Origin of the sequence: Streptomyces lacrimifluminis (assembly GCF_014646095.1) — a bacterium.
Taxonomy (GTDB): Bacteria; Actinomycetota; Actinomycetes; order Streptomycetales; family Streptomycetaceae; genus Streptomyces; species Streptomyces lacrimifluminis.
The window spans coordinates 53,761-77,879 of the sequence record NZ_BMMU01000031.1; the positions used below are offsets into that span (position 1 = coordinate 53,761).

The 24,119-nt window shown below is 69.5% G+C and carries 20 protein-coding genes and 4 pseudogenes; 12 read left to right on the top strand and 12 right to left on the bottom strand.

Annotated features, from left to right (window positions below):
• The first annotated feature begins 21 nt into the window (after window positions 1-21).
• From IEY89_RS32995 to IEY89_RS33020, 6 genes are all read left to right on the top strand, one after another.
• Entirely contained in the window at window positions 22-771 is a 750-nt protein-coding gene (locus IEY89_RS32995) for a MerR family transcriptional regulator (RefSeq protein WP_189151199.1), read from the top strand.
• Between the two features lie 125 nt (window positions 772-896).
• Entirely contained in the window at window positions 897-1,259 is a 363-nt protein-coding gene (locus IEY89_RS33000; RefSeq protein WP_189151200.1) for a hypothetical protein, read from the top strand.
• A gap of 34 nt (window positions 1,260-1,293) precedes the next feature.
• A complete protein-coding gene (locus IEY89_RS33005) occupies window positions 1,294-1,809 on the top strand; it encodes a nucleoside deaminase (RefSeq protein ID WP_229695537.1) in 516 nt (171 codons plus the stop codon).
• Entirely contained in the window at window positions 1,790-2,830 is a 1,041-nt protein-coding gene (locus tag IEY89_RS33010; protein ID WP_189151201.1) for an isopenicillin N synthase family dioxygenase, read from the top strand. The genes IEY89_RS33005 and IEY89_RS33010 overlap by 20 nt, the downstream gene beginning before the upstream one ends.
• A gap of 134 nt (window positions 2,831-2,964) precedes the next feature.
• Window positions 2,965-5,094, top strand: coding sequence for a hypothetical protein (locus IEY89_RS33015; protein ID WP_189151202.1), 2,130 nt, complete (start codon window positions 2,965-2,967; stop codon window positions 5,092-5,094).
• Window positions 5,094-6,680 carry an ABC transporter substrate-binding protein gene (locus tag IEY89_RS33020; RefSeq protein ID WP_189151203.1) on the top strand — a complete coding sequence of 529 codons (1,587 nt, stop codon included), beginning with the start codon at window positions 5,094-5,096 and terminating at the stop codon, window positions 6,678-6,680. Before IEY89_RS33015 ends, IEY89_RS33020 begins: the two co-directional genes overlap by 1 nt.
• A gap of 18 nt (window positions 6,681-6,698) precedes the next feature.
• Here IEY89_RS33020 and ccsB read toward each other — a convergent pair whose 3' ends face one another.
• From ccsB to hemL, 7 genes are all read right to left on the bottom strand, one after another.
• Window positions 6,699-7,826, bottom strand: a complete 1,128-nt coding sequence (gene ccsB, locus IEY89_RS33025; RefSeq protein WP_189151204.1) for a c-type cytochrome biogenesis protein CcsB — start codon at window positions 7,824-7,826, stop codon at window positions 6,699-6,701.
• On the bottom strand, window positions 7,827-9,569 hold the full coding sequence (gene resB, locus IEY89_RS33030) for a cytochrome c biogenesis protein ResB (RefSeq protein ID WP_189151205.1): 1,743 nt from the start codon (window positions 9,567-9,569) through the stop codon (window positions 7,827-7,829).
• Between the two features lie 3 nt (window positions 9,570-9,572).
• Window positions 9,573-10,349 carry a cytochrome c biogenesis CcdA family protein gene (locus tag IEY89_RS33035; RefSeq protein WP_189151229.1) on the bottom strand — a complete coding sequence of 259 codons (777 nt, stop codon included), beginning with the start codon at window positions 10,347-10,349 and terminating at the stop codon, window positions 9,573-9,575.
• Between the two features lie 22 nt (window positions 10,350-10,371).
• Window positions 10,372-11,010, bottom strand: a complete 639-nt coding sequence (locus IEY89_RS33040; RefSeq protein ID WP_189151206.1) for a TlpA family protein disulfide reductase — start codon at window positions 11,008-11,010, stop codon at window positions 10,372-10,374.
• A gap of 158 nt (window positions 11,011-11,168) precedes the next feature.
• Window positions 11,169-12,491, bottom strand: coding sequence for a polysaccharide deacetylase family protein (locus IEY89_RS33045; protein WP_189151207.1), 1,323 nt, complete (start codon window positions 12,489-12,491; stop codon window positions 11,169-11,171).
• 152 nt (window positions 12,492-12,643) lie between these two features.
• Window positions 12,644-13,378: a histidine phosphatase family protein gene (locus IEY89_RS33050; RefSeq protein WP_373287322.1), complete on the bottom strand. Its 735-nt coding sequence runs from the start codon at window positions 13,376-13,378 to the stop codon at window positions 12,644-12,646.
• Window positions 13,375-14,697 carry a glutamate-1-semialdehyde 2,1-aminomutase gene (gene hemL / locus IEY89_RS33055; RefSeq protein WP_189151231.1) on the bottom strand — a complete coding sequence of 441 codons (1,323 nt, stop codon included), beginning with the start codon at window positions 14,695-14,697 and terminating at the stop codon, window positions 13,375-13,377. Before hemL ends, IEY89_RS33050 begins: the two co-directional genes overlap by 4 nt.
• Window positions 14,698-15,325: 628 nt before the next feature.
• On the opposite strand from hemL, the gene IEY89_RS33060 reads away from it, so the two are divergent.
• Complete coding sequence (locus tag IEY89_RS33060) at window positions 15,326-15,763, top strand: hypothetical protein (protein ID WP_019061278.1); 438 nt, start codon at window positions 15,326-15,328, stop codon at window positions 15,761-15,763.
• 67 nt (window positions 15,764-15,830) lie between these two features.
• Here the strand turns inward: IEY89_RS33060 and IEY89_RS33065 are convergent.
• The 3 genes and pseudogenes from IEY89_RS33065 to IEY89_RS33075 all read right to left on the bottom strand — a co-directional run.
• Window positions 15,831-16,699: pseudogene (locus IEY89_RS33065) on the bottom strand (tyrosine-type recombinase/integrase); the annotation flags it as partial.
• A complete protein-coding gene (locus IEY89_RS33070; protein ID WP_189151208.1) occupies window positions 16,696-17,250 on the bottom strand; it encodes a flavoprotein in 555 nt (184 codons plus the stop codon). The pseudogene IEY89_RS33065 and the gene IEY89_RS33070, both read right to left, overlap by 4 nt.
• Window positions 17,247-18,518 (bottom strand): helix-turn-helix domain-containing protein, encoded by a 1,272-nt coding sequence (locus IEY89_RS33075; protein WP_189151209.1) that lies wholly within the window; start codon window positions 18,516-18,518, stop codon window positions 17,247-17,249. The genes IEY89_RS33070 and IEY89_RS33075 overlap by 4 nt, the downstream gene beginning before the upstream one ends.
• Before the next feature lie 247 nt (window positions 18,519-18,765).
• Here IEY89_RS33075 and IEY89_RS41725 point away from each other — a divergent pair.
• Window positions 18,766-18,996 (top strand): annotated as a pseudogene (locus IEY89_RS41725) (ATP-binding protein); the annotation flags it as partial.
• Here the strand turns inward: IEY89_RS41725 and IEY89_RS41730 are convergent.
• The gene (locus IEY89_RS41730) at window positions 18,913-19,185 is read right to left on the bottom strand and encodes a hypothetical protein (protein WP_308437470.1); all 273 of its coding nucleotides are present in this window, start codon (window positions 19,183-19,185) and stop codon (window positions 18,913-18,915) included. The pseudogene IEY89_RS41725 and the gene IEY89_RS41730 overlap by 84 nt on opposite strands.
• A gap of 19 nt (window positions 19,186-19,204) precedes the next feature.
• On the opposite strand from IEY89_RS41730, the pseudogene IEY89_RS33085 reads away from it, so the two are divergent.
• The 3 genes and pseudogenes from IEY89_RS33085 to IEY89_RS33095 all read left to right on the top strand — a co-directional run.
• Window positions 19,205-19,573: pseudogene (locus IEY89_RS33085) on the top strand (carboxyvinyltransferase); the annotation flags it as partial.
• A pseudogene (locus tag IEY89_RS33090) lies at window positions 19,548-20,512 on the top strand (glycosyltransferase family 4 protein); the annotation flags it as partial. The pseudogenes IEY89_RS33085 and IEY89_RS33090, both read left to right, overlap by 26 nt.
• A gap of 92 nt (window positions 20,513-20,604) precedes the next feature.
• Entirely contained in the window at window positions 20,605-21,657 is a 1,053-nt protein-coding gene (locus IEY89_RS33095; protein ID WP_189151210.1) for a serine hydrolase domain-containing protein, read from the top strand.
• A gap of 12 nt (window positions 21,658-21,669) precedes the next feature.
• Here the strand turns inward: IEY89_RS33095 and IEY89_RS33100 are convergent, their stop codons facing one another.
• Complete coding sequence (locus IEY89_RS33100; RefSeq protein ID WP_189151211.1) at window positions 21,670-22,359, bottom strand: YdcF family protein; 690 nt, start codon at window positions 22,357-22,359, stop codon at window positions 21,670-21,672.
• Window positions 22,360-22,899: 540 nt separating this feature from the next.
• On the opposite strand from IEY89_RS33100, the gene IEY89_RS33105 reads away from it, so the two are divergent.
• Entirely contained in the window at window positions 22,900-23,907 is a 1,008-nt protein-coding gene (locus IEY89_RS33105; protein WP_189151232.1) for a LacI family DNA-binding transcriptional regulator, read from the top strand.
• The last annotated feature ends 212 nt before the right edge of the window (window positions 23,908-24,119 follow it).

Here is a 24,119-nt window from a genome sequence, read left to right on the forward strand (position 1 = left end):
CTGCCTCTAAGCTTCAAATCCGTGACGAACCATGAGGTACGGCTGCGGCCCGTCGACCTGGCCCGGCTGTCGGGCCTGTCGACGCAGCAGATCCGCAACTACGAGGACGCGGGCGTGCTGCCCCCGGCGACGCGGACGGAGTCGGGGTACCGCGTCTTCGGGGACGTGCACCGCCGCGCGCTGCTCACCTACCGCGCCCTGCAGCCCGGGTACGGGCCACTGGCGGCGACCGCCGTCATGCGCACCCTGCACGACGGGGACCTGCCCGGCGCCCTCGCGCTCGTCGACGCGGCGCACGCCGGACTGCACGAGCAGCGGACCGCCCTGCGGGCGACGCGCGAGGCCCTGGAGACGCTGGCCGGCCGGCGGACGCCGAAGGCGACGCCCCGTACGGCCGACCTGCGCATCGGCGAGGTGGCCGCACTGCTCGGCGTACGGACGTCCGCGCTGCGGGTGTGGGAGGCGGCGGGCCTGCTCACCCCGGCCCGCGAACGGGGCACGCGCTACCGGCAGTTCGGGCCCGACGACATCCGAGACGCCCGCCTGATCCAGACCCTCCGGCGCAGCCACTACCTCCTGGACCAGATCCGTCCCGTACTGGAGGAACTGCGCCGGGAGGGCGGCACGGAGGCACTACGAGCAGCGGTCACGGCACGCGGGGAGGCACTGGCGGGACGTACACGGGCGATGCTGGCGGGGTCGGGACGGCTGGCGGAGTACATGGACTCCCTGGACTGCACGGACGGCACCGAGCGGGCCGCGAACAGCTAAAGCAGCAGATCCAGCATCACCGCACAAGGCAGCGACTGATCGCCGGCCGCCGCCTCCACCACCCGCGCTCTTGTTCCGGTCGCCGGGCTGTGGCTGACTGGCGGCGGCGCCGAGGGGGAGTGAGCATGGGCAACTGGGCCGTGGTCTCGCAGTACGGGTTCGGGGAAGCGTACGTGACCGAGTTCGTCTGCAGTGGGCTGGAGACGAAGGAACAGGCACTGGCGAAACTCCGTGCTGTCCTCCGCACGTATCTGCCGAGGAAGAGCATTCGTGAGCGGTGGCGCCACGTGTACCGCTTCACCGACCAGGAGACCTATCTGGTGGTGATCAAGGGTGCGACCTCGACATTCGAGTGCACCCTGCGCGTCGCGGAGCTGATCTCGGACTCGCCCGACTCGACCGTGGCCGCGCGGGCGCGGGCGCGATGGGAGGACAGGCGCGCCGGAGGCGGCGACGGGCCGCAGGACCGGACCCCGCCCGGCCGCTGAGCGGCGACGCACCGAGCTGGGGCAGAGTGGACCCATGGGTCAGGTGGATGACGCGGATCCCGCGCAGGCAGAGGCACAGGCACCGGTGCCGCTACAGGCACAGGTACAGGCACAGGCGCGTTCATGGCTCTCCGTCGCCGTTGCCGAGGCCCGCGCCGGGCTCGCCGAGGGCGGGATTCCGATCGGCGCCGCGCTCTACGGGGCCGACGGCACGCTGCTCGGGCGTGGGCACAACCGGCGGGTTCAGGACGGCGACCCCTCCATGCACGCGGAGACGGCGGCGTTCCGGAACGCGGGACGACAGCGTTCGTACCGTGGGACGACCATGGTCACCACGCTCTCGCCGTGCTGGTACTGCTCCGGTCTGGTCCGGCAGTTCGGTATCTCGCGGGTGGTCGTGGGCGAGGCCGTCACCTTTCACGGCGGCCACGACTGGCTCGCCGAGCACGGCGTCGGGATCGTGCTCCTCGACGACCCCGAGTGCGTCGACATGATGCGTGACTTCATCACGACCAATCCCGCACTGTGGAATGAGGACATCGGTGAGTGATCCCACGTCGGCGCAGCCCCCCGCCACCGCCCCCCGTATCCCCACCGTCGACCTGCGCCCCTGGCTCTCCGGTGACCCCGAGGCCCGTGCCGCCATCGCCCGTACCGTCGACGAGGCCCTGCAGACCGCCGGTTTCCTGCTGATCACCGGGCACGGCGTCGACCCCGCCCTGCGGGCCGGTATCCGGGAGGCGGCCCGTGCCTTCTTCGCGCTGCCCGCCGAGGTGAAGGAGCGGTACGCGGCGAAGGTCGGCGGGAGGGGGTGGCTGGGGCCGGGGGCCGAGGCCAACGGGTACTCGGAGGGGACCGAGACTCCGCCGGACCTCAAGGAGTCGCTGACCTTCGCCACGCACGAGCCCTTCGACGACCCGGCCGTCAACGCCGAGTGGTACGCGCCCAACGTGTGGCCCGCCGAGGCGCCCGAGCTGCGGAGGCTGTGCGCGGAGTACCTCGACCGGATGGGTGCGCTGGAGAAGGAGCTGCTGACTCTTCTCGGGTCCGCTCTCGGGCTCGAACCCGACTTCTTCTCGCGGCACATGGACCATCCGACGTACGGCTTCAACATCAACTGGTATCCGGGGGTCGAGGTCGTCGGCGAGCCGGAGCCCGGGCAGTTCAGGATCGGGCCGCACACCGACTTCGGGACCGTCACCATCCTCGACCGGCAGGCCGGGAAGGGCGGCCTACAGGTCTACACGGACGAGGGCGGCTGGGAGGACGCGCCCTTCGACCCCGCGGCGTTTACCATCAACATCGGTGACCTGATGGCCCGTTGGACCGGCGACCGGTGGCGCTCGGGCCGGCACCGGGTGCTGCCGCCGCCGGCCGACTCCCCCACCGAGGAGCTGATGTCCCTCGTCTACTTCGGCGAGTGCACCCCGGGCACGATCGTCGAGTCGGTACCCGCGCCGGTGGGCCGGGTCACCTACAAGGCCTTCGACTCGCACGTCTACCTGCGGGGCCAGCTGGACTCGATCACGGTCAAGGAGGGCTCCACGCAAAGGTCAGCGCCGGATCGATAATTTCGTAACACAACGGACATCCGGCGCTCTGGTCCGATCCAACTCCCTCTTCTTACACTGGTGTTGCTGTACTGCACACCACACTGCACACCACACTGAACAGCACTTTGGACCGCGCCAGGGGGAGGGATGCGGTGCTCAGACGGCTGCACGGACGCGGGGCGCTCTTCGACACCGAACCGCCGGGGCTCGCGCCCCGGCTCGTCGGACTGCGACCGCACCACCACATCGCCGCTCCCCTGGAGCATCCGCGGGAGCTGCCGTTCGTGGTGCTCACCGCGGGGCGCGGGCTCGGCAAGAGCGCGGTCCTCGGTGAACTGCGCGCCGCCTACCAGCGGCACACCCCGGTCGCCCTGATCGACTGCGAGGACCCGCAGTTCACCCTGTCGCCCGAGCGGCACCCGGCGCAGGCCTGGTCACCGCTCGCACAGGCGCTCCTGGTGATCGCCGAGCAGCTAGCCGAACCGGTCACCGGCGCCCGCCGGATCGCCTTCCCGCGGCTGATGTCGGGCCTGATCGCGGTGGCCGCCGGCGGCTGGGGCAACGCCGACACCGAGCGCATCCGGTGGGAGGTCCAGCGGATGCTGCTGCTGGGCGAGAGCGGCTCGTGGTTCAACGGCTTCGCCGCGCGCTGGGCGGGCCGGGTCGCCGCGAAGGCGGTCGCGGCGGCGATCAGCGACGACCCGCTGGTGGCGGCGGTCATCGAGGCGACGCTGGAGGCGATGACGGAACGTTCCGCGGGCGCACGGCAGCGCAGGGCGTCCACCTGGTACCGGACGTACCCGAACGCCGGTGACCGCGCCGAACTCGGACTCCGCCTGCTCTCCGACCACTTCAGGGCCGGCGGCACCTCCCGCGAGCACGCCGAGCGCTATCTCGTACGCGCCCTGCTCGCCGACCTCACCGACGCGTACGCCGGGATGCGGGCGCAGCTGCAGCGTCTGGGCCGCCCGCTCGTCCTGGTCGACAACGCGCAGGGATCTCCGGGGCGCGAACTGATCGAGCAGGTGCTGCGCGACCGCGCCGAGGGCATCGCCGACCAGGTCGCGTTCATCACCGCCGTGCGCGGCAGCGGCGGCCAGTCCTCGCTGCGCAACGCGGTACGCCGGGACCTGCGCGAGACCGCCCAGCGCACCCGCTGGACACCGGGCGACACGGTCTCCTCCCGAGCCCTGCTGGTGTCGCTGCCGCCACTGTCCTCCGACGACACGCTGCACATCGTCGACGCGGTCTGTACGGCGGTATCCGTGCCCGCCGAACTCCCGCCCGCCACGCACCGGTTGACGTGCGGGAACCCGCTGGGCATCGCGCTGGTCGCCGAATCGGCGCGGCAGAACCTGAGCCGACTGCCGCCCACCGCACCCTTCGGCGCCCTGCTGACCGCCGAACTCGCCCTGCACGAGGACCGCGAGGGTCACCCCGCCTACCGCGAACTCCTCGACCGGCTCGTCCCCGCCGACCGGCTCGACGAGCTGACCGTGCTGGCCGCAGCCCACGACCACGACTCGGCCTGCGTGCTCGCCGCCGCCGGGCTCCCGGACGACTTCGGCCCGTCGAGCGTCCGCGCGCTGGAGACCCGGCTCGTGACGGAGGGACTGCCCGCCGTTCCCGGCCAGTTCGTCGGCGACGCCTTCGTCCGCACCCTGCTCCTGCTGCGGCTGCACCACCGGCACGCCGACCACGGCAAGTGGCGGGACGTCCACGAGACCCTCATCCAGCACTACGAGGGACCCGAGCCGTCGAAGGCCCGCTACCGCCTCCACCACGAACTCGCCCTCGGCGACACCGGACCGGCGGTCGCGTATCTGCGTGACACCTTCCACACCCTCGACACCCGCATCTGGCTCGACAGCCTCCTGTTCATCGCGTCCGCGCCCTACTTCCACGCCCACGACGCCGAGGGCCACGACTTCGTCGGCGGCGACCACCAGCGCGCCCGGATCGCCTTCGGCCACACCGACGCCGAGCAACGGCCGCCCAACGACGTGGACGCCGTACTGCATCTGCGGGTACGCCGACTCCTGCACGCCGTCTGGCAGTTGACCGATCCGCTGGTGCTGCCCGACCGGAAGCTGTGCGACCGGCTGCGCTACGAGCTGGAGCAGCTGTCCAACGACCCGCGCGCGAGCAACGCACTGCTGTGGCAGGCCTCGCAGGAGTGGCCCGAGGCGGCGCTGGCCGGCCGTCCGCCGCGCACCCCGGGTGACGACGAGGACGCCGCCTCCGACGACCAGAACCGGAACCGCAACGACGGAGGCACGTGATGGCTCGCAGCGGTTTGAGGGGTGTCGGGGTGTGGCTGCGCGAGGGGGTGTGGGCGATCCCGCTGCGCCGCTATCTGGCCCTGCTGGTCACGGCGGCGCTGGTGGCCGGGATCGGCTTCGCGGTCAGGTCGCTCACGCAGGACGACCGGTCCTGCGCGCCGGGGGTCGTCCGGCCGGCGGGCAGCGACGAGTGCGTGGGCGTGTCGACGACCGACTACGCCTTCGGCCGGAAGCAACTCGCCGACACGATCAGGGCGATCGACCGCGAGAACGACTCCCTCAGGAAGGGTTACGTCACCGTCGCCCTGTTCGAGCCCTTCACCGCGACCGACGCGGACAACCTCGGGGATGTGCTGCATGAGCTCCAGGGCGCGTATCTCGCCCAGTGGAAGGTGAACCACGACGCGAACGGTGAGGGTCCGCCGATCCGGCTCGTGCTCGCCAACCCGGGCCGTACGGGCGCCCATTGGGAGCACACGGTCGACCAGCTGGAGCGGATGACGAAGACCTCGGACCGGCTGCGCGCGGTCACCGGGATAGGGCTGAGCACCGAAGAGAACACCCGGGCCGTGAAGGAGCTGACGAGGCGCGGCATCCCCGTCGTCGGCACGTCCATCACGGCCGACAGCCTCGCCAACGGCCAGCAGGGCAACCCGGAGGGCCTGAAGCCCTTCCCGGGGCTGGCCCGCACCTCCCCCACCAACACCGACGAGGCCCGCGCACTCGCCTCCTTCGCCGACGTGGCGGCCGACAAGGCGGTGCTGGTGTACGACGATCCGGGCGACCCGTACACGCTCACGCTCCAGGCGTCGTTCGAGAAGCTGCTGACGGGCTCGCGCTATCAGCCGTGGCCCTTCACCCCGCTCACCGACCGCAGCAAGGAGGGGACCACCGCCAACGACTTCCGGCAGATCAGGGAGCTGCTGTGCGACACCGCGCCCGGCGTGGACACAGTCCTGTTCGCCGGACGCCACACCCAGCTGCGCCAGTTCATCAACGCGCTCGGCGAACGAGGCTGCCAGCAACGGAAGTTCACCATCCTGACCGGGGACGACGCCTCGTACCTCACCGGCGACAGGAAGCTCGACCCCGAAGCCCTCAAGCACGGCGTCTCGGTGCGCTACAGCGCCCTCGCCCACCCGGACGCCTGGATCGAGAACCCCCCGAAGACCGGGGGTTCGGCGGCGGACGCCCAGGATCTGAACGAACTGCTGAGCGCCGCCCAGGCCAACAGGACCGCCAGGAGCGACAGGCCCTCACCGATCGGCCCCATCGACCTGGAGGACGGCCAGCTGATCATCGCGTACGACGCGATGCGGCTCACCGTCGAGGGCATCCGCGAGGCCACGCCCCGCGGTCGGAGCGCGCCGACACTCGCGGACGTGGGCGACGAGTGGACGCTCATCAAGGGCTCGTCGGGGCGGGTGAACGGCGCGAGCGGCTGGATCTGCCTGGACAACTACGGCAACCCGTACGACAAGGCGGTGCCGATCGTGGAACTGACCCCCGACCGGCACGCCCGCTTCGTGGAGATCGCCTGGCCGACCGGAAAGCCCCCGGAGAGGGACTGCCTGCCGCCGTCGTAGCCAACCGGACCAAGGGAGTCACACGCCCGCGTACGAGTGCTTGCCGCTGACGAAGATGTTGACGCCGTAGTAGTTGAAGAGGAAGCACGCGAAGGCGATCAGGGCGATGTACGCGGCCCTGCGGCCCTTCCAGCCTGCCGTGGCGCGGGCGTGCAGGTAGGTGGCGTAGGCGACCCAGGTGATGAACGCCCAGGTCTCCTTGGGGTCCCAGCCCCAGTAGCGGCCCCATGCGTCGCCCGCCCAGATCGCGCCCGCGATGATCGTGAACGTCCAAAGCGGGAAGACGGCGGCGTTGACGCGGTACGAGAACTTGTCGAGGGACGCCGACGCGGGCAGCCGCTCCATGACGGAGGTCGCGAAGCTGCCGGGCTCGCCGCCGGACGCGAGCTTGTTCTCGTACGAGTCCTTGAAGAGGTACAGGATCGTGGCGACCGCGCCCACGTAGAAGACCGCGCCGCAGAGGATCGCCGTGGAGACGTGGATGTACAGCCAGTACGAGTGCAGCGCGGGCACCAGCTGGTCGCTGGCCGTGTACAGCACGGTGACGGCGAGACCGAGGTCGAGGAGGACGGTCGTGACCAGGGGGAGGCCGAGCCAGCGGATGTCCTTCTTCAGCGCGAGGAAGACGAGGTACACACCCACGGCGGTGGTGGAGAAGGTGAGGTTGAACTCGTACATGTTGCCCCACGGCGCCCGCTGCACGGACAGCGCGCGGGCGAGCACCCCGGCGAACTCCACGAGGAACGCGACCACGGTGAGGGACACGGCGATACGCCCGTACAGGTCGCCCTGCACGTCCCCGCCATGGGCACCGGGCCCGTCCGGCACGTCCCGGGCCCCCGCCGCGGCCCGCACGACGACCTTGGGCCGCTCCAGTACGGCGGTCCCGCCGGCGTTCTTGACGGTCACCTCCGGCGCCTTCGCCCCGGCCGCCCCGGCCGGCTTCGCGGTGAGCGCGGCGGCCGTCCGGCTGACCTTGCTGCGGCTGCCGAAGATCCACTCGGCGATGTAGGTGAAGAAGGCCAGGGTGTAGACGGCCATCGCGGAGTAGATCAGCGTGTTGCTGATGTTCGCGAGGTTCTCGTTGGTCGCGGCGGCCAGAGTCGTCGTGTGGACGAGGTCGGTCGCGGTGGCGAGAGCGGACATTTACTTCTCAGCCCCTTCGGCAGGTACCACAGTGGGGTCGGGGGTTTCGGAGTCGGCATCGGGCGCGCCGGGCGCCTGGTCGTACAGGGTTCCGGCGATCTCGCCGAGTTCCTCGGGCACCTTCGCGGACTCACTGCGGCCGAGGCCGCCCATCTCGACGACGGTGACCCCGTCGGGGCCCTTGACCGCCCGCACCCACACCCGTCGGCGCTGGATGAACAGGGAGCCGGCGAGGCCGACGATGGCGACGATCGCGCCGCCGAGCGCCCAGCCGGCGGCGGGCTGCCGGGTGATCTGGAAGTTGGCCCACTCCTGGGTGCCCTTGTAGGTGATCGAGCCGGCGCCGTTCGGGAGCTGCATGGTCTCGCCGGGCTTCAGGTTCTCGCGCACCTGCTGGCCCTTGGCGTCCTTGAACGCCTTCATGTGGGTCTTGTCGAGCTGGTACACGCTCTGCGGGAGACCCGCGTTGACCCCGAGGTCGCCGTGGTAGGGCGCCAGGTTCAGCACCGGGTTCTCCAGTGCGGGGAACTGCGAGGCGATCTCGTTGCCCGGCACGTAGGTGGGCAGGAAGAAGGCCTGGATGCCGAGCTGTTCCTGGACGCCCTTGGCGTTGCGGTAGCCGTCCATGACCTTGATCGCACCGGAGGAGGTGACGTTGGAGTCGAGAGGGAGGAGAGCCACGGGCTGGTCGAAGACGATGTCGCCCTTGCCGTCGCGGACGGTGATGACGGGCGCGTAGCCGTGGGCGGTGAGGTAGACCTTCGAGTCGCCGATCACCAGCGGCTCGTTGACCTTGACGGTGCGCTTCTGGGCCTTGCCGTAAGCGCCCACTCTGTAGTCGACGTCGGCCTCGTAGGTGCGCGGGGTGCCGCGGTTGGGTCCCGACTCCTCGTACGTGCCCTTGAAGTCCTTCAAGTTGAAGCTGAAGGGGTCGAGGTCGTCGGTGTCGAAGAGGGTGCCGGACTTGAAGTCGTCGTACTGCGTGAGCGTGTTGGAGAAACCGTCGCCTTCGAGGATCAGCTTGTTGCCCTCGGACTTGTACAGCTGGCCCCAGGCGAAGGCGGTCAGCATCACGATCAGCGCGATGTGGAAGGCGAGGTTGCCGACCTCGCGCAGATAGCCCTTCTCGGCGGCGACCGAGTCCCCGGCGATGGGGATACCTCCCGCGTCCTTAGGACTGTGGGGGAGGGCGCGGAAGCGGCGCTTCCTCAGCAGGACGAGGGCTGCCTCGCGGACCTGCTCGGGCTCGGCCTCCGTACGCCAGGTCGTGTAGGCGGGCAGCCGGGTCAGACGGCGGGGCGCGCCCGGCGGGCGGCTGCGCAGCTGGCCCACGAACTGCCAGGTGCGGGGCACGATGCAGCCGATGAGGGAGACGAAGAGCAGGATGTAGATCGCCGAGAACCACACCGAGCTGTAGACGTGGAACAGGCCGAGCTTCTCGTAGAGCGGCCCCAGGAAGTCGTGCCGCCGCATGAAGTCGGCGACCTTGGTGTCGTCCGTCCCGGACTGCGGGATCAGCGAGCCGGGGATCGCCCCGAGCGACAGCAGGAACAGCAGCAGCAGCGCGACCCGCATCGAGGTGAGCTGCCGCCAGAACCAGCGGGCCCAGCCGATGACACCCATGGAGGGCGGGCCCGGCGCGTCCTCCTGGGGGGCGGTGGACAGCTGGGAGGCGGCGGCACCGAGTCCCTGGTCGTCGCTGCTCCCGGAGGAACCGGGAGCAGGGGCGGTGGTGTTGCTCATCGATCAGATCCCCACAGTGAAGCCGTTGGACCAGGTCTGCATCTCCTGCACCAGACGGTCCCACGCGCCGGTAAGGAGCAGCACACCGGTAAGGATCATCATCGTGCCGCCGATGCGCATGACCCACACATAGTGGCGCTTGACCCAGCCGAACGCACCGAGCGCCTTGCGGAAGGCGACCGCGGCGAGCACGAACGGCACCCCGAGGCCGATGCAGTAGGCGACGGTCAGTACGGCCCCGCGCCCCGCGCTGGCCTGCTCGATGGCGAGGGTGTTGACGGAGGCGAGGGTCGGGCCGATGCAGGGCGTCCAGCCGATGCCGAACAGCGCGCCGAGCAGGGGGGCGCCGACCAGTCCGGCGGCGGGCTTCCTGTGGAAGCGGAACTCGCGCTGGGTGAGCCAGGGCATCATGCCCATGTAGAAGACGCCCATGAGGATCATGAGGACGCCGAGCACCTTGGACAGGATGCCCTGGTGCTCCTGCAGCGTCTGCCCGAAGTATCCGAACAGGGCCCCCGTGGAGACGAACACGGCGGTGAACCCGAGCACGAAGAGCGAGGCCCCGGCGACCATCCGCCCGCGGCGGGCCTCGCCGAGGTCGGTGCCGGTGACGCCGGTGACGTACGACAGATAGCCGGGTACGAGGGGCAGCACGCACGGCGAGAAGAAGGAGACGAGGCCGCCGAGCAGGGCGATGGGGAGGGCCAGTATCAGGGCACCGGTCAGCACGGTCTTGTTGGCCTCGGGGACGGAGGCGGCGAGCGTGAGCACGCCGGTCACGTCCGTGATCGCGCCGCTCACGTCACTTCTCCGCGAGGACGGGCTTGAGCATCTTGCGGAGATTGTCCTCGCTGAGCGCCTGGAGAGTGCGGGCGGCGATCTTGCCCTGCCGGTCGAGGACCAGGGTGGAGGGGATCGCCTGCGGGTTGAGCGTGCCCTTCTTGAAGCGGAGCATCAGCTTGCCCGTGGGGTCGTACAGGCTCGGGTACGTGACGCCGTACTGCTTCTCGAAGGCGACCGCCGGACCGGTGCTGGTGTCGCGGGTGTTGATACCGACGAACTGGACGCCCTGGTCCTTGAGGTCGGCGGAGACCGCGACGAAGTTCTTCGCCTCCAGCCGGCAGGGCCCGCACCACGAACCCCACACGTTGATGACGACGATCTCGCCCTTGTAGTCGGCGACGTCGAGCTGCTTGCCGTCGATGGTCGGCCCGGAGAGGTCGGGGGCGGCATCCCGCTCGCCCTGGGCGACGGTGGCGATGCCGTCGGTCCCGGTGATGAAGTTGGTGTCGCCCGAACCCCCGGACGTACCGCCCGAGCCGCAGGCGGTCAGAGCGAGCGCGGAGGCGGCGACCGTGGCGGTGAACAGCATGGTTCGACGGCTACGGGCATGGCCTCGGGGACGGTTCGAGCGCAGGGGGGCGCGGCTGGCGGCACTCATGTGAAAAGTTTCGCATGTCCGTTCCGGGGATCTTGCGCACCCCCCTTGCGGGCCACTGCGCCATCCCGGGGGACGACCCCCGGACCCCCGGCAGACAAGCCGGCCGGTTGGTGTGACCGGGGCGCGCACCGAACGGCGAATCTGGGCAAACCCGCATTTCAGGCGGCGTTTCCGGCCCCCGCCGCGCCCCCGGTGGCGGTCTTCTGCGGGTCGGCCAGGAACCCCTTCCAGCCGCCCACCGGCTGCTGCCCGACATCGAGGGTCCGCAGCTTCTCCAGCACCTCGGGCTTCTGTACGTCCAGCCAGTCGACGAACTGCCGGAAGGAGACGAGCCGGACGTCCTCGCCCTTCTCCTTCTCGCGCGCGATGTGCTTGAGGGCGGCCTCGACGGCGTCCATGTAGATGCCGCCGTTCCAGTGTTCGAAGTGGTTGCCTATGAAGAAGGGAGCGCGGTTGGTCTCGTACGCCCGCCGGAAACCGGCGATGTAGGAGCCGGTCGCCTGCTCGCGCCAGGCGGGGTAGTTGTGGGCGGGGGCCTTGGTCGAGTTGATCGACTGGTTGGCCAGGATGTTGTAGTCCATCGACAGGACCTCGAACTGGCGGCCGGGGAAAGGTATCGCCTGGAGGGGAAGGTCCCAGACGCCCCCGTTCTTCGTGGGCCACACCTGCCGGCCGCCGGGCGAGGAGGCGTCGTACCGCCAGCCGAGGGCGCGGGCGGTGGGCAGCAGGTTGTCCTGGCCGAGGAGACAGGGCGTACGGCCGCCGATGAGCTCCTTGTCGTAGTCGAAGGGAAGCGCGGGCAGGTCGGTCCACCCGGTGTTGGTCCGCCACTCCTTCACGAACCCCTTGGCCTGCTGGATCTCGCTGCGCCACTGCTGGGGCGTCCAGTTGGCGACCGTGCCCCGGCCGGAGCAGAAGTGGCCGTTGAAGTGGGTGCCTATCTCGTGCCCGTCGAGCCAGGCCCGGCGGACGTTGGTGAGGGTCGCCTTGACGTGGTCGTCGGTGAGGTAGCCGATGTCGGAGGCGCCGGGGGCGTTGTTCGGCGGGAGGTACCTGCGCTTCTGCGACTCGGGGAGGAGGTAGAGCCCGGAGAGGAAGAAGGTCATGTGGGCGCCGTGGGTCTTCGCGAGGTCAAGGAAGCGCGGGAAGAGCCCGTTGCCCACCTCCCCCGCGCCGTCCCAGGAGAAGATCACGAACTGCGGCGGGGTCTGCCCGGCCTCCAGTGGCACGGGCCTGCCGGGCTGGTGGGGCTGCCTGCCGGTGAACGAGGTCGAGCCGTCACCGATGGGCCGCGCGGCGGGGACGGTGGACGACGGCTTGCCGGAAGGCCGGTCCCCGGTGGAACCTCCGGTACCGCCCGGCCCCTCTTGCAGGACGGTTCCGCAGCCGGCCGTACCGAGAGCGGCGGCGGCACCGAGGCCGAGGCCGAGCGCACCCCGCCGGCTGAAGCCGCCGACGCCGTCACCGTTCTTGCCGTGCATGGGATCCCCATTCGTCGTACTCACTGCTGGTTCACCCAGTCAGAGGGCACGACGAACAGGGAGGTTCCCCGCATTGTCACGCACTTCGGAACAAATGCAACAAGCGTGTCACTAATCACCCAAAGGGCGAAAGTTTCCGAAGTCTTGGTTGATCAGGCCCCGAAAGCCTTGCTCTTCCCCTTCACCGGCTTGGCACCGGCGAGGAGATGGGCCGGGACGAGGTCACGGGCGGGCTCGGTGTAGCCGACGGACACGATCTTGTCGCCGCGGTAGGTGAAGGTGGTGAGGGAGGCGAGCGTGCACTGCCGCTTGCGGGGGTCGTGCCAGAGCCTGCGCCGCTCCACATAGCTGCGCACGATCCAGATCGGCAGCTGGTGACTGACGAGCACGGCCTCGTGCCCACGGGCGGCGTCCTTGGCGGCGTCCAGCGCCCCCATCATCCGTACGACCTGATCGACGTACGGCTCCCCCCAGGACGGCTTGAACGGGTTGACGAGGTGCTTCCAGTTCTCCGGGCGCTTCAGGGCGCCGTCCCCGACGCCGAAGGTCTTCCCCTGGAAGACGTTCTCGGCCTCCAGGAGCCGCGCGTCGGAGGCGAGATCGAGCCCGTGCGCCTTGGCGATGGGCGTCGCCGTCTCCTGCGCCCGCTCCAGCGGGGAGGCGCAGACGTACGTCACGTCACGCGGGGCGAGGTGCTCGGCGACCCGGTCGGCCATCCGCCGGCCCAGCTCGGAGAGGTGGTAGCCCTCCAGCCGCCCGTACAACACCCCTTCGGGGTTGGCGACTTCGCCGTGCCGCATGACGTGGACGACGGTGATGTCGCGGTTCGTCCCGCTGTTGACGTCGTTGTTGATGTCGTTGTTGATGTCGTTGTTGATGTCGCTCATGCTGCCGTTGCCTCCGCCGCCGCACGGGCCGCCGCCGGGAGGGCGTCGGCGATCTTCTGGATGGCTCGCTCGTCGTGCGCCGTGGAGACGAACCAGGACTCGAAGGACGAGGGCGGGAGATAGACGCCGTTCGCCAGCATGGACTGGAAGAACGCGGTGAAGCGGAACGACTCCTGCGTCCTGGCGTCCTCGTAGTCGCGCACCGGCCGGTCGGTGAAGAAGACGGAGAACATGTTGGAGGCGTTCTGCACGGTGTGCGCGACCCCCTCCTTGCTCAGGGCCTCGCCGACGAGCCCCTGGAGCTGCGCGGAGACCGCGTCGACGGTGACGTACGCGGCCTCGTCGAGCAGCCGCAGCTGGGCGAGCCCGGCGGCGGTGGCGATGGGATTACCGGAGAGGGTGCCGGCCTGGTAGACGGGCCCGGCGGGAGCGAGATGGGCCATGACGTCGGCGCGCCCCCCGAAGGCGGCGGCGGGGAACCCACCGCCCATGACCTTCCCGAAGGTCATCAGGTCGGGCCGGACGCCGTCGATCCCGTACCAACCACTGCGACTGGTCCGGAACCCGGTCATGACCTCGTCGGACACGTACAGCGCGCCATTGGCCGCACACGCGTCCTTGAGCCCCTGGTTGAACCCGGGCAGCGGCGGTACGACGCCCATGTTGCCCGGGGACGCCTCGGTGATCAGGCAGGCGATCTCACCGGGGTGCGCGGCGAAGGCCGCGTGCACGGCGTCGAGGTCGTTGTAGGGGAGGACGATGGTGTCGCCGGCCTGGGCCCCGGTGACACCCGGGGTGTCGGGCAGCGCGAAGGTGGCCACTCCGCTCCCGGCCGCCGCGAGGAGCGAGTCGACGTGACCGTGGTAACACCCGGCGAACTTGATCACCTTGGCGCGCCGGGTGAATCCACGGGCGAGGCGGATCGCCGACATGGTGGCCTCGGTCCCGCTGGACACGAGCCGCACCTGGTCGAGGGGGTCGATGCGGGCGACCATCTCCTCGGCGAGAGCGACCTCGCCCTCCCCCGGCGTACCGAAGGAGGTGCCGCGCGAGACGGCGTCCCGCACGGCGGCGATGACCTCCGGGCGGGAGTGCCCGAGGATCATCGGGCCCCAGGAACAGACCAGGTCGACGTATTCGCGCCCGTCGGCGTCGGTGAGATACGGACCACGCCCCGACACCATGAACCGGGGCGTACCGCCCACGGCACGGAAGGCACGCACCGGCGAGTTGACGCCGCCGGGTGTGACGGCCGTCGCACGGTCGAAGAGGCCCTGCGAGACGGGCGCTTCGTATGAATAGGGCAACCCACTCGCCATTCCGCTGGCTGCCCCGCTAGACGTTTCGCTCATGACCTGCGACTTCTCCGACTTCTCGGACTCCGGTTGCCAGTGACCCCCTCAGGGTAGGCGGCCGGACAGGGGGGCGTCGGCCCCACCCATCTGCGAAACTGGGACCGGACACACACACGGACACAGAGACACGCAGCTCATCGGCCCGTACATATGGACGATGGGCGGACGAGGGTGTTCAGAGGCTGCGAAGATCCTGCGGACAGGTGTTTCAACGCACGTTTCGGCGGGCGGACGTGGGGGAGGTCACTGACACGATGATCGGGTTGCGCGACGGGGCTCGCGCGTCCTAGAACAGCAGTCGGGTGGAGATATGCATCGCGGTGGCGGACTGGGCGAGGGGACTGACGACCTGGGTCCTCGACGTGCCCGGCGGGGAAGGCACCGACGCGACGTGGAGGAAGCGGCAGCGGCAGAAGCGGCACGGCAGGCACAGGCCCAGGGAATGGGCCCCGGCCAGGGAACAGGCGCCGGCCAGGGCATGGTTCCTGGACAGGGCCCGGTTCCCGGGCTGGGCACGGGATCGAACGGTGTGCCCGAGAGCGTCGACCGGAGGGTCGAGCGACTCCGGGCGGCGAGTGGGAATGGTGGTCGGGTGGGGGTGACGTACAAATACTTCGGCGCACCGGACGGCGCCACGGCAGCCCGCGTCCCGATCTCGATGCGCCCCGAGGAACTCGGCGGCGACGAACTCGGTATGAACGGCATGTTCACCAAGATCAAGCCCGAGACGATGGCCGCGATGGTCCTCACGGGCATCGAGGGCGTCCCCCTCAACAAGGTGCCCCCGCTGGAACTCGTCGTCCTGCACCCCGACTACGCGGTCGTGAAACTCCCGATGACGGTGGTCGACCCGCTGCGGGGCATAGGCGAGGAAGCGGTGGGCGCGGCTGCGTTCATCTGGTCCACGGTGCCGGATCGCGGAGGCCCGCGAGACGCGTTCAACGTGTACCAACTGCTGCACGAGTGGCAGGACTTCAGCCATCGGCTGCATGAGGCGGGGCATCAGCCTTACTGCTTGGTCTGGCCCTGACCTGGGGTTTCACTGGTGGCGGGCGAGGTCTTCGGACCTCGCCTTCTTCATGTCCCCGGAGGGGCCGTCAGGCGGCCAGGGCACATTGAGGGCACATGGGTTTCGGCGGGGGCACTGATGTGCCCTGGGCTACGGGCGGGTCGCCGTCGTCTTCCGCCTCGGCTTCCGTTTCCGTGAAGGCGTCGTCGATCGCCTTGCGGGTACGGGTCTCGCTGGACGGCAACAGGTGCGTGTACGTACGCAGCGTGAAGCCGGGGTCCGAGTGGCCGAGGTACTCGGAGAGCGCCTTGATGCTCTCCCCCGCGTCCAGGAGCACGGAAGCGTAGGCGTGCCGGAGGGCGTGCATGCCGCCTTCCGGGGCCGCCTGGAGATACCTCGCACCGCGCTCGCGCGGAGGGATCACGCCGGCGGCGGCCAGGGCGAGCTTCCAGGCGCCCATGTTGAAGACGCTGCGGTTGTAGGCCCGGCTCTTCTCGTCGACGAAGAGGAGGCGGAAGGTCTTCGGTTCGCCGTCCGGCTTGGCCCAGGGCAGGGTGACGGCGACGGGCGGGAACTCCTTCATGTGGGCCTTGAGGGCGGCGACAAGTTGAGCCGACAGGGGCACTGACCGGATCTTGTTGCCTTTGGGCAGGGCGAAGACAGGCTTCGTACCGACCAGCCTCACCTGGCGGTTGACGTGGATCCAGCCGCCCTTGAAGTCGATGTCCTCGACGGCGAAGCCGAACACCTCTCCCTGGCGCAGGCCGCAGCCGAAGGCGAGCTTGCCGCCTGCATGGAAGCGCTTCGGCAGCCCGGCGATGACGGCGTGTACGCGCTCCAACGACCAAGGGATGACCTTCTTCTTGGTCGCCGTCGGCAGCTTGACCGACTTCGCCTTGCAGGGGTTCTTCGGCAGCAACCCGTCCTCACGGCCGCGCCGAGGATGCTGCGAATTACGCCCGCGCGGACAGCCGGGGAGCGAGAAGTTCCAGCGCCTCCTCCCAGCGGAAGCGGTCGGCCCCGCCGCCGGCTTTCGGCTTGTGTGGCTCGTACGAGCCGATCAGAACGCCCATCCCGCGTAGCCGTTCCAGGCTCTGCTGGTACGCGGGGTGGGCGGCCTGAGCCGCGTTGAGGTACGGCACGACGGCTGTGGGGATTTCCATGCCGTACGCCTCGCACAGGATGCCCAGGGCGAGGGTGTCGGAGATACCTGCGGCCCACTTGTTGACCGTGTTGAAAGTGGCCGGCGCGACCGCGATCGCGTCCGCGGGCGGGAGCGGCCGGAGCTCACCGGGTGTGCGCCAGGCGGAGCGGATCGGATAGCCGGTCCGCGTCTCGATCGCCTCGGTGTCGAGGAAACCCAGGCCCTGCGGGGTGGCGACAACCCCGACGTCCCAGTGGCGCTCCTGGGCTGCGGTGATCAGCTTGCCGACGTCGCCGGCGATCCCGCAGGCGCAGACGACAACGTACAGGAAGGGCTTCTTCTCCGGGGCGTTCGGCTCGGTCACGCGGGGGCTCCCAGTTGGCGACTGAAGTGGTGCAGTTCCGGAAGGGTACGGCGCCGGTCACGGGCAGCCATGTCGGCGACCAGGTCGCGCACGGCGGGGCGGCGGACGTCCTGAGCAGCGCAGGTCTCGGCGATGCGCACGGCCTGGTAGCCATCGGAGAGACGGCCCTGCTGGCTGTAGGCACGGGCAGCCTCCACCCACAGAGCGGCACGACGCTCGGGGACAGGGATGTGCCGACGCATGAGCGGGCGGGCTGCTTGGAGAGCAAGCCCGGAGTCGCCGAAGGCCACCAGAGCGCTCAGCTCGTGGAGAGCGACATTGGTGGGGCTGAAGTTGGCCCAGGCATCGGCCCTGTCGAGGGACACGTACCGTGCCACCTCTTTGGCCTCGGCGAGGAACTCCTCCGTGGCCGCGCGGTCGCCAGCGCCGCTGGCCGCGGTCACCCCACGCAGCAGCAACAGCCCTACGGCCGCCAGGTACTTCGGGGAACGGCGATCGTAGGAGCCGGTGAGCTGGTCGGCCGTGTGCCGGACGAGGGTGACGGCCTGGGTGGTGTGCTTCTCGCGGGCCAGGACATGGGCCTGCACCCGGACACTGGAGGCGAGGACCACCGGATCACCGGAGCGTTCGGCCTCGGCCATCGCTCGGCCGACCGCGAGCCAGGCGTTGCCCTGGTCGTGCTGTTTCAGCAGGAGGCTGGTCGAGGTCTGGTAGGTAGTGGCCAGCAGCGCGGACAGTACGTCGCTGTCCACCACACCGCTGGAGGCCAGCCTGAGGTCGGCGATCAGGCCCGGCAGAGCGCGTTCCAGTTCCACGTAGTCGCACGTGTAGAAGAGCCTGCGGGCCGCGCCGACCCGCTCACGCAGAACCGTTGTATCCACGGGGGCACCGGTGTTCGCCGGGCCGAGGCCAGGCAGAAGGGCTTGGACCAGGTCGTCGTGGGCGGCGGTTGGGGTGGCGGGGGTCGCGAGCGCTGCGATGCTCGCGGCGAGGAAGGTACGGCGGTGCATCTCTTCGGCTTCGGGATCGGCGGTGGCGGCATCGCGAACGGCGGCGAGGCCCAACTGCTCGGGTGGAATCCTGAGTTCCTGCGCAATGGCACGCAGGACACGGATGTCCTCCGTGCCACGGCCGCCCTCCAGTCGGCTCACCTTGGACTGGTGGTAGCCGAGCGCGGCGGCGACGTCCTTCTGCGAGCGTCGCCTTAACACCCGCGCCTGACGGATCGCTTCGCCGATCCGTCTCGCTTCGCTGTGTATCTCGGCCATCTGCCACGGCCCCTTCCGCCGTCGCCGATCCTGCCTGCTCAACCGAGCGTAGATCAGCGGTACTTCGTCGCGATGCAGCTCCTGCATAACCGATGCAGCGCCAGCACCTGGGCTAACCACCCACCGCGACGAGCTGGTTGCGTGAAGTGGCCGCACCAACCTCGGGAGGCCGCTCATGGCAGCGCACCAGCTCACTCTGTCCGTACCCACAACACCCGCCGCGGTCACCGCCGTCCGGCACCAGGCGATGAACGCCATAACGGGCTGGGAGACGGAGCTGGACGACGCGCTGATGCACACCGCCGAACTGGTGATCAGCGAACTGGTCACCAACGCAGTCCGGCACGCGGGCACCGGGCAGGTCTCCCTGTCGGTTCAGCTCGTCCAAACCGGCCTACGCATCGAGGTCGACGACTCGAACCCTGCGCTCCCCCAGCTCTGCCTCCCGGACGAACACGCCGAGAACGGCCGCGGCCTGTTCCTCGTCGCCGTTCTGGCCGACCGGTACGGCGCCGATCCGACACCCACCGGCAAACGGTGCTGGGCCGAGATCACCCTGCCCACCTGCCCACCTGCCCACCTGCCCACCTGCCCACCTGCCCGGGCAAGGAGATCGCCGTCTCCCTTCCTCTGCAAAGGAGTTGACTGTGACGACCACCACCTCCACCCCGGCACGGGCCGCCGAGGTGATCGCCGTACGCCCCGGACCCCCACTCGCCGGCACCGTGACCGTCGATGGTTCCAAGAATGCCGCCCTGCCGCTGCTGGCCGCCGCGGCAGCTTCGGGTCGCCCAGTCCGGCTGAGCAACCTCCCTGCGAACACGGACGTCCAGATCATGCTGGCGCTGTTGCAGCAAGCAGGCTGGCATGTCGCGCAGCCCGTCGGGGAGCCGGCCACTGCGGTGATCCTGCCGGCCGAGAACCGGTGCGTATCTCCCGTACTCGCGCAAGCCGCCCACATCCGTGCCTCGTACTACCTGGTGCCCGCTCTGCTCGCCCGGCACGGCGAGGCACGGCTGCCGTGGCCCGGCTCCTCCGCCTCGACTGCCCGCGGGGCTGGAACTGATGGCTGTGGCCGGCAAATGCCTCTCCGGACCGCCCTTCACGACGTACGTCAACGCGTTGCGCCGGGCCCTGGCGCAACGCATCGACCCGTTCAGCGTCGATGTCCTCCACCTGCAGCACCTCGCCTTCGGCGGAACCCCGGCCCTGATCCGCGCGCTGCCCGCCCACCCCCGCATCGCGCTCGTCCACGGCACCGACCTGCTGTTCGCCGAAGCCCACCGCGACCGACTCCGAGTCCTACAGGAAACCGCGCGACTCGCCGATGCCATCGTCGTCCCCACTGGCGCCATGGCCGATCACCTCCTCCAGCTCGTCCCCACCACCGATCGCAGGAAGCTCACGAAGATTCCCTGGGGCATCCCCGATCACCTGCTCACCGCCCCTCCGGCGCGCCCCGCCCGCCGACCAACTGGGCACCTGCGGCTGCTCTATGCAGGACGCCTCACTCCCGAGAAGGGCATCGAGGCGCTCCTGCGCGCGATGCCCGTCGCCCAAGCCGTCGAACTGAGCACGCGGCACCCCGCCACCAGTTCCAGGGCCTGACTCCGCTCCTGCGCCTCCTCAAAGTCCACGTCCGCTACCTCGGCTGGCTCAGCCGTCCACAACTGTGGAAAGCCTTCGCCGATCACGACGCCCTCCTCATGCCCTCGACCACCCTCGAAGCCATGGGCCTGGTCGCCCTCGAAGCCCAAGCCTGCGGGCTGCCGGTCGTCTACCAACCCGTTCCCGGGCTGAATGACACCCTCGCCGCAAGTGGCGTGGCCACCGACTTCACCAACCCGGCCACGCTCGCGAAAGACCTCAACCGGCTCCGCTGCACCCCCGGCCTCCTGCCCGCTCTCCAGGCCGCAGGCCGCACCAACGCCGCCCGCTACCCCCTCACCACCACGGCAGCTGCCCTGAACGACCTCGGCAAACAGCTCGCCTGACGACCCACGCCGCAACGGGAACTGCACCCGGCTCATCACTACGCTGAGCACCGGGACACCCCACGGCACGGCCCACGATCGATCGGGAGACCATGGCGCTCGACCTCGACAGCGACCGCATCCAGCAACTCCTCCACGACGGCGTCCGCGACAAGGTCTACCCCGGCGCTGTCTGGGCCATCGGCGACAGCCTCGGAATCACGGCCAGCAGCACCGTGGGCGTCCTGGATCCCGAGCGCTCCGGCGAACCGATGCGACGCGACACCGTCTTCGACATCGCCAGCCTGACCAAGATCCTCGCCGTGTGGTCGACCGTCGGCTGCCTCGTCGAGGATGGCAAGCTCCAACTCGACACGCAGCTTGGAGACTTCTGGCCCGAGGTGAGCGGCCATCCGCTGGCCGAGGTGACCGCACGCCACCTGCTGACGCACACCGCCGGCGTCCCTCTCCGGGCCAGCCTCCGGAACCTCTACGGCTCCGATCGCCAGGATGTCCGCGACGGCGTCCTCCGTGAAGCCCTGCACCGGCCACCCAGCGAGGCCGTGGAGTACACCGACCGCGCCGCGCTCATCCTCGGCTACCTCGCCGAACACCTCTCCGGGCAGAGCCTCGACGCGCTGGCAGACAGCCGCGTGTGGCAACCCCTGGGCATGACACAGACCCGCTTCGGGCCACTACCCGACGGTGCAGCGGCCAGGTGCGCGCCAACCGAGCTCGACGACGGCACGGGAACCCATCTCAAGGGATCCGCACACGACTTCTCCGCCCGCTTGCTCGGCGGGGTATGCGGCATCGCGGGCGCGTTCTCCGTGCGCGAAGACCTCATCATGTTCCTGCGCTACCTGCTCGCTCCAGCCCAGGTGAGCGAGTCACCCGGATTCGGCGCGGGGTGGATCAAGGAATCCCTGCAGATCCACACAGGCGAACTGAGCCCGCCCCGTGGCCTCTTCTGGCACCCGGCCCCAGGCACCGCACCCAAAACCGACGACATCTGGGTCCACTACGGCTTTACCGGCACGGGTGTGTGGATCTCCCCCGGAAAGGACCGATGGGCGACTCTGCTCACCAACAAGCTTTACTACACCCGTGACCGCGAGCCGCTCACCCTCGTCCGCAACACATTCCGCTCTCTCGCCTTCGCCTGAGCCGAGCCGGTTTCAGGCTTCGAACAGTCGACTGTCGAAGCCCGCGCGGACGAGGCGTTCGTAAGCATCATGGACATCGCTCGGTACGTCCTGCTCGATGGCGAAACCGCGATTCGGGTACTCGATCACCCGTTGCAGGTCCCCGACGAGCATGTCGACGACGAGCTTCTCGTCGCTGATGGACTTGATGTAGTCGTCCAACTCCAACGGCTCGGAGGCGCATACGACTTCGGCCTCGGGCCACAGCTTTCGGCAGGTCGCGTACGAGCGGCGTTCCATGTACGGCTTGGAGATCAGCAGCAGCGACTCCACCTCCACACCTGACTCGGCCAGCAGTTCGCGGGAGAGGGTGATGTTCTGGCCGGTGTTCGCCGCCTTCGACTCGACCAGGATCGCCTCGTCCGGCACGCCCAGGCTCAGGGCGTGCTCGCGGTAGTGGACGGCCTCGCCGCGCGGGAAGCGGGCGCGGGTCGTGGGGCTGTTGCCGCCGCTGAACACCACGACGGGGAAGAGACCGGCGCGGTAGAGGTCGGCGGCCGTGGTGGCCACGCCCAGGTCGTGGCTACCCAGGCCGATCGCCGCCGAGCAGGGGCGCTCCTCATGTCCCATCTGGTGGTAGTTCCAGATCAACGTCGCATCGTGGAACTGCTCGTCGGTGATCTGACGCTGCTGGTGCTCCGACACTGGCACTCCCTGACTCATCCCTGCTGGCCTTTTCGGATGCCCTCGGCGCAGCGGTGACTGCGGCCCCGGCGCGGACGGACCGAAAAGTGACATCCCAGCGGCGTCGACGTCCACGCAGCCGACTGGGGTGTCAACGACGACGTATGTCATCGATGACAGCGAGTGCCCGATTATGAAGGGCAATCCAGCCAGTGCGTCAACGGTTCGGGCGCGATTGCTCCGGGAGGGGTCTGCGGTCCGTCGGGCGTCGCCTGCGGTCGCGAACCGCACCAACGAGCTCGGCTGCTGGGTTGGAGTCGGCAACCGCGCAGGTCAGAGCGGTCATGTGGGTGGCAACCGGCAGGCTTCAGCAGCATCGCGCGAGACCGAGACCGGCCGCGTTAACGAGTTGTTTCCGGGGTGTTGACCGGTGGGGCCTCGCGGTGCTTCACTTCCGGGACCGGTACCGAAACCGGTTCCGGGATCGATGTCGGTACCGGTTGCACGGGTCTCTGTACGATCGGCCCTTCGGTGCGGGAGGGAAGTCTTCCGCCTCTGCAGGAAGGGAGGGGAGGTGACATGGGAGTCACTATCGCCGACGTGGCCTCGCGGGCCGGGGTCAGCAAAACGACGGTCTCGCGGGTGCTGAACAGCAAAGGCGAGATCAGCGAGGACACCGTCTCGAAGGTCCGCAAGGCGATCTCGGAGCTCGGTTATGTGCCGAGCGCGGGGGCCGTGGGGCTGGCACGCGGCACGACACAGATGATCGGCATGCTGGTCCCTGACCTGGCATGGGTCTGGGCCGGCATCGTGCAGGCGGTCGTCGAGACGCTGGAGGCCGAGGGCTTCGGGCTGCGGATGCTGACCGTGAACGGCGGTGAGGAGTCACTGCGCAGGCTGGGCCTGCAGGTCGCTGCCAAGTCGTTCGACGGGCTGCTGGTGATAGAGCCCGAGGGGGCCCTGGCGGCCATCACGGAACTGCACGAGGCCGGACTGCCGGTGGTGCTCATAGACGACCGCTTCCAGCGGCCGGGATTCCCCTATGTGGCCACCACCAACCGGGAGGGCGGTGAGCAGGCGGCGCGCCACCTGCTGGACCTCGGTCGCCGTCGCCCTCTGGTGGTGACCGGTCCTGATGAGTACGGCTGTACTCAGGAACGGTTGGGCGGCTTCGTCGACGTCTATGCGCAGGCCGGGATCGAGCTCGAACCGCGCAGCATCATCTGCGGCGACTTCTTGTTCGACAGCAGCCGGAGGGGGGTGGCGCAAGCTCTCGCGGACGGCGTGGAGTTCGACGCGGTCTTCGGGCACAACGACCCCTCGGCGGCCGGTGTGATCGCGGCCTTGCACGAGGCCGGCCTCAAGATTCCGCGGGATGTCGCCGTGGTGGGGTTCGACGACGTCGAGGTGGCGTCGTACACCTATCCGGCCTTGACCACCGTCCGCCAGCCGATGCGGGAGATGGGTGAGGCAGCGGCGCGTCTGCTGCTCGACCACGTGCGCAGATCGCCCGAGGCCGCCCCTTCTCGCATCATTCCCACCAGCCTCGTGATCCGCGGCTCGACGTTAGAGCCGAGCTCGAACTGACGCGACGTCATCACGATGCGTACGTGATGGCGCCTCGCAGCCGGGCGGTGCGTCGCCGGTGACGCACCGCCCCCCGTCTCCTTGAAACCTCGGCGCCCCATCTTCGGCCTCGCCTTCCTCGCAACCATGGCGGCTGCACACGCGTTCATGCGGCACCGCCCACCTGCACCTTTCCGCTCGCGCGTTCCCGATCCGGGACACCGAACGGCGCG

Excerpts from the sequence above, each read along its gene's own strand:
- IEY89_RS33000 (WP_189151200.1), top strand. The coding sequence starts at position 897 with ATGGGCAACTGGGCCGTGGTCTCGCAGTACGGGTTCGGGGAAGCGTAC.
- IEY89_RS33005 (WP_229695537.1), top strand. The coding sequence starts at position 1,294 with ATGGGTCAGGTGGATGACGCGGATCCCGCGCAGGCAGAGGCACAGGCA.
- IEY89_RS33010 (WP_189151201.1), top strand. The coding sequence starts at position 1,790 with ATGAGGACATCGGTGAGTGATCCCACGTCGGCGCAGCCCCCCGCCACC.
- IEY89_RS33020 (WP_189151203.1), top strand. The coding sequence starts at position 5,094 with ATGGCTCGCAGCGGTTTGAGGGGTGTCGGGGTGTGGCTGCGCGAGGGG.
- ccsB (WP_189151204.1), bottom strand. The coding sequence starts at position 7,826 with ATGTCCGCTCTCGCCACCGCGACCGACCTCGTCCACACGACGACTCTG.
- resB (WP_189151205.1), bottom strand. The coding sequence starts at position 9,569 with ATGAGCAACACCACCGCCCCTGCTCCCGGTTCCTCCGGGAGCAGCGAC.
- IEY89_RS33040 (WP_189151206.1), bottom strand. The coding sequence starts at position 11,010 with ATGAGTGCCGCCAGCCGCGCCCCCCTGCGCTCGAACCGTCCCCGAGGC.
- IEY89_RS33045 (WP_189151207.1), bottom strand. The coding sequence starts at position 12,491 with ATGCACGGCAAGAACGGTGACGGCGTCGGCGGCTTCAGCCGGCGGGGT.
- IEY89_RS33050 (WP_373287322.1), bottom strand. The coding sequence starts at position 13,378 with ATGAGCGACATCAACAACGACATCAACAACGACATCAACAACGACGTC.
- hemL (WP_189151231.1), bottom strand. The coding sequence starts at position 14,697 with ATGGCGAGTGGGTTGCCCTATTCATACGAAGCGCCCGTCTCGCAGGGC.
- IEY89_RS33075 (WP_189151209.1), bottom strand. The coding sequence starts at position 18,518 with ATGGCCGAGATACACAGCGAAGCGAGACGGATCGGCGAAGCGATCCGT.
- IEY89_RS33095 (WP_189151210.1), top strand. The coding sequence starts at position 20,605 with ATGGCGCTCGACCTCGACAGCGACCGCATCCAGCAACTCCTCCACGAC.
- IEY89_RS33100 (WP_189151211.1), bottom strand. The coding sequence starts at position 22,359 with ATGAGTCAGGGAGTGCCAGTGTCGGAGCACCAGCAGCGTCAGATCACC.
- IEY89_RS33105 (WP_189151232.1), top strand. The coding sequence starts at position 22,900 with ATGGGAGTCACTATCGCCGACGTGGCCTCGCGGGCCGGGGTCAGCAAA.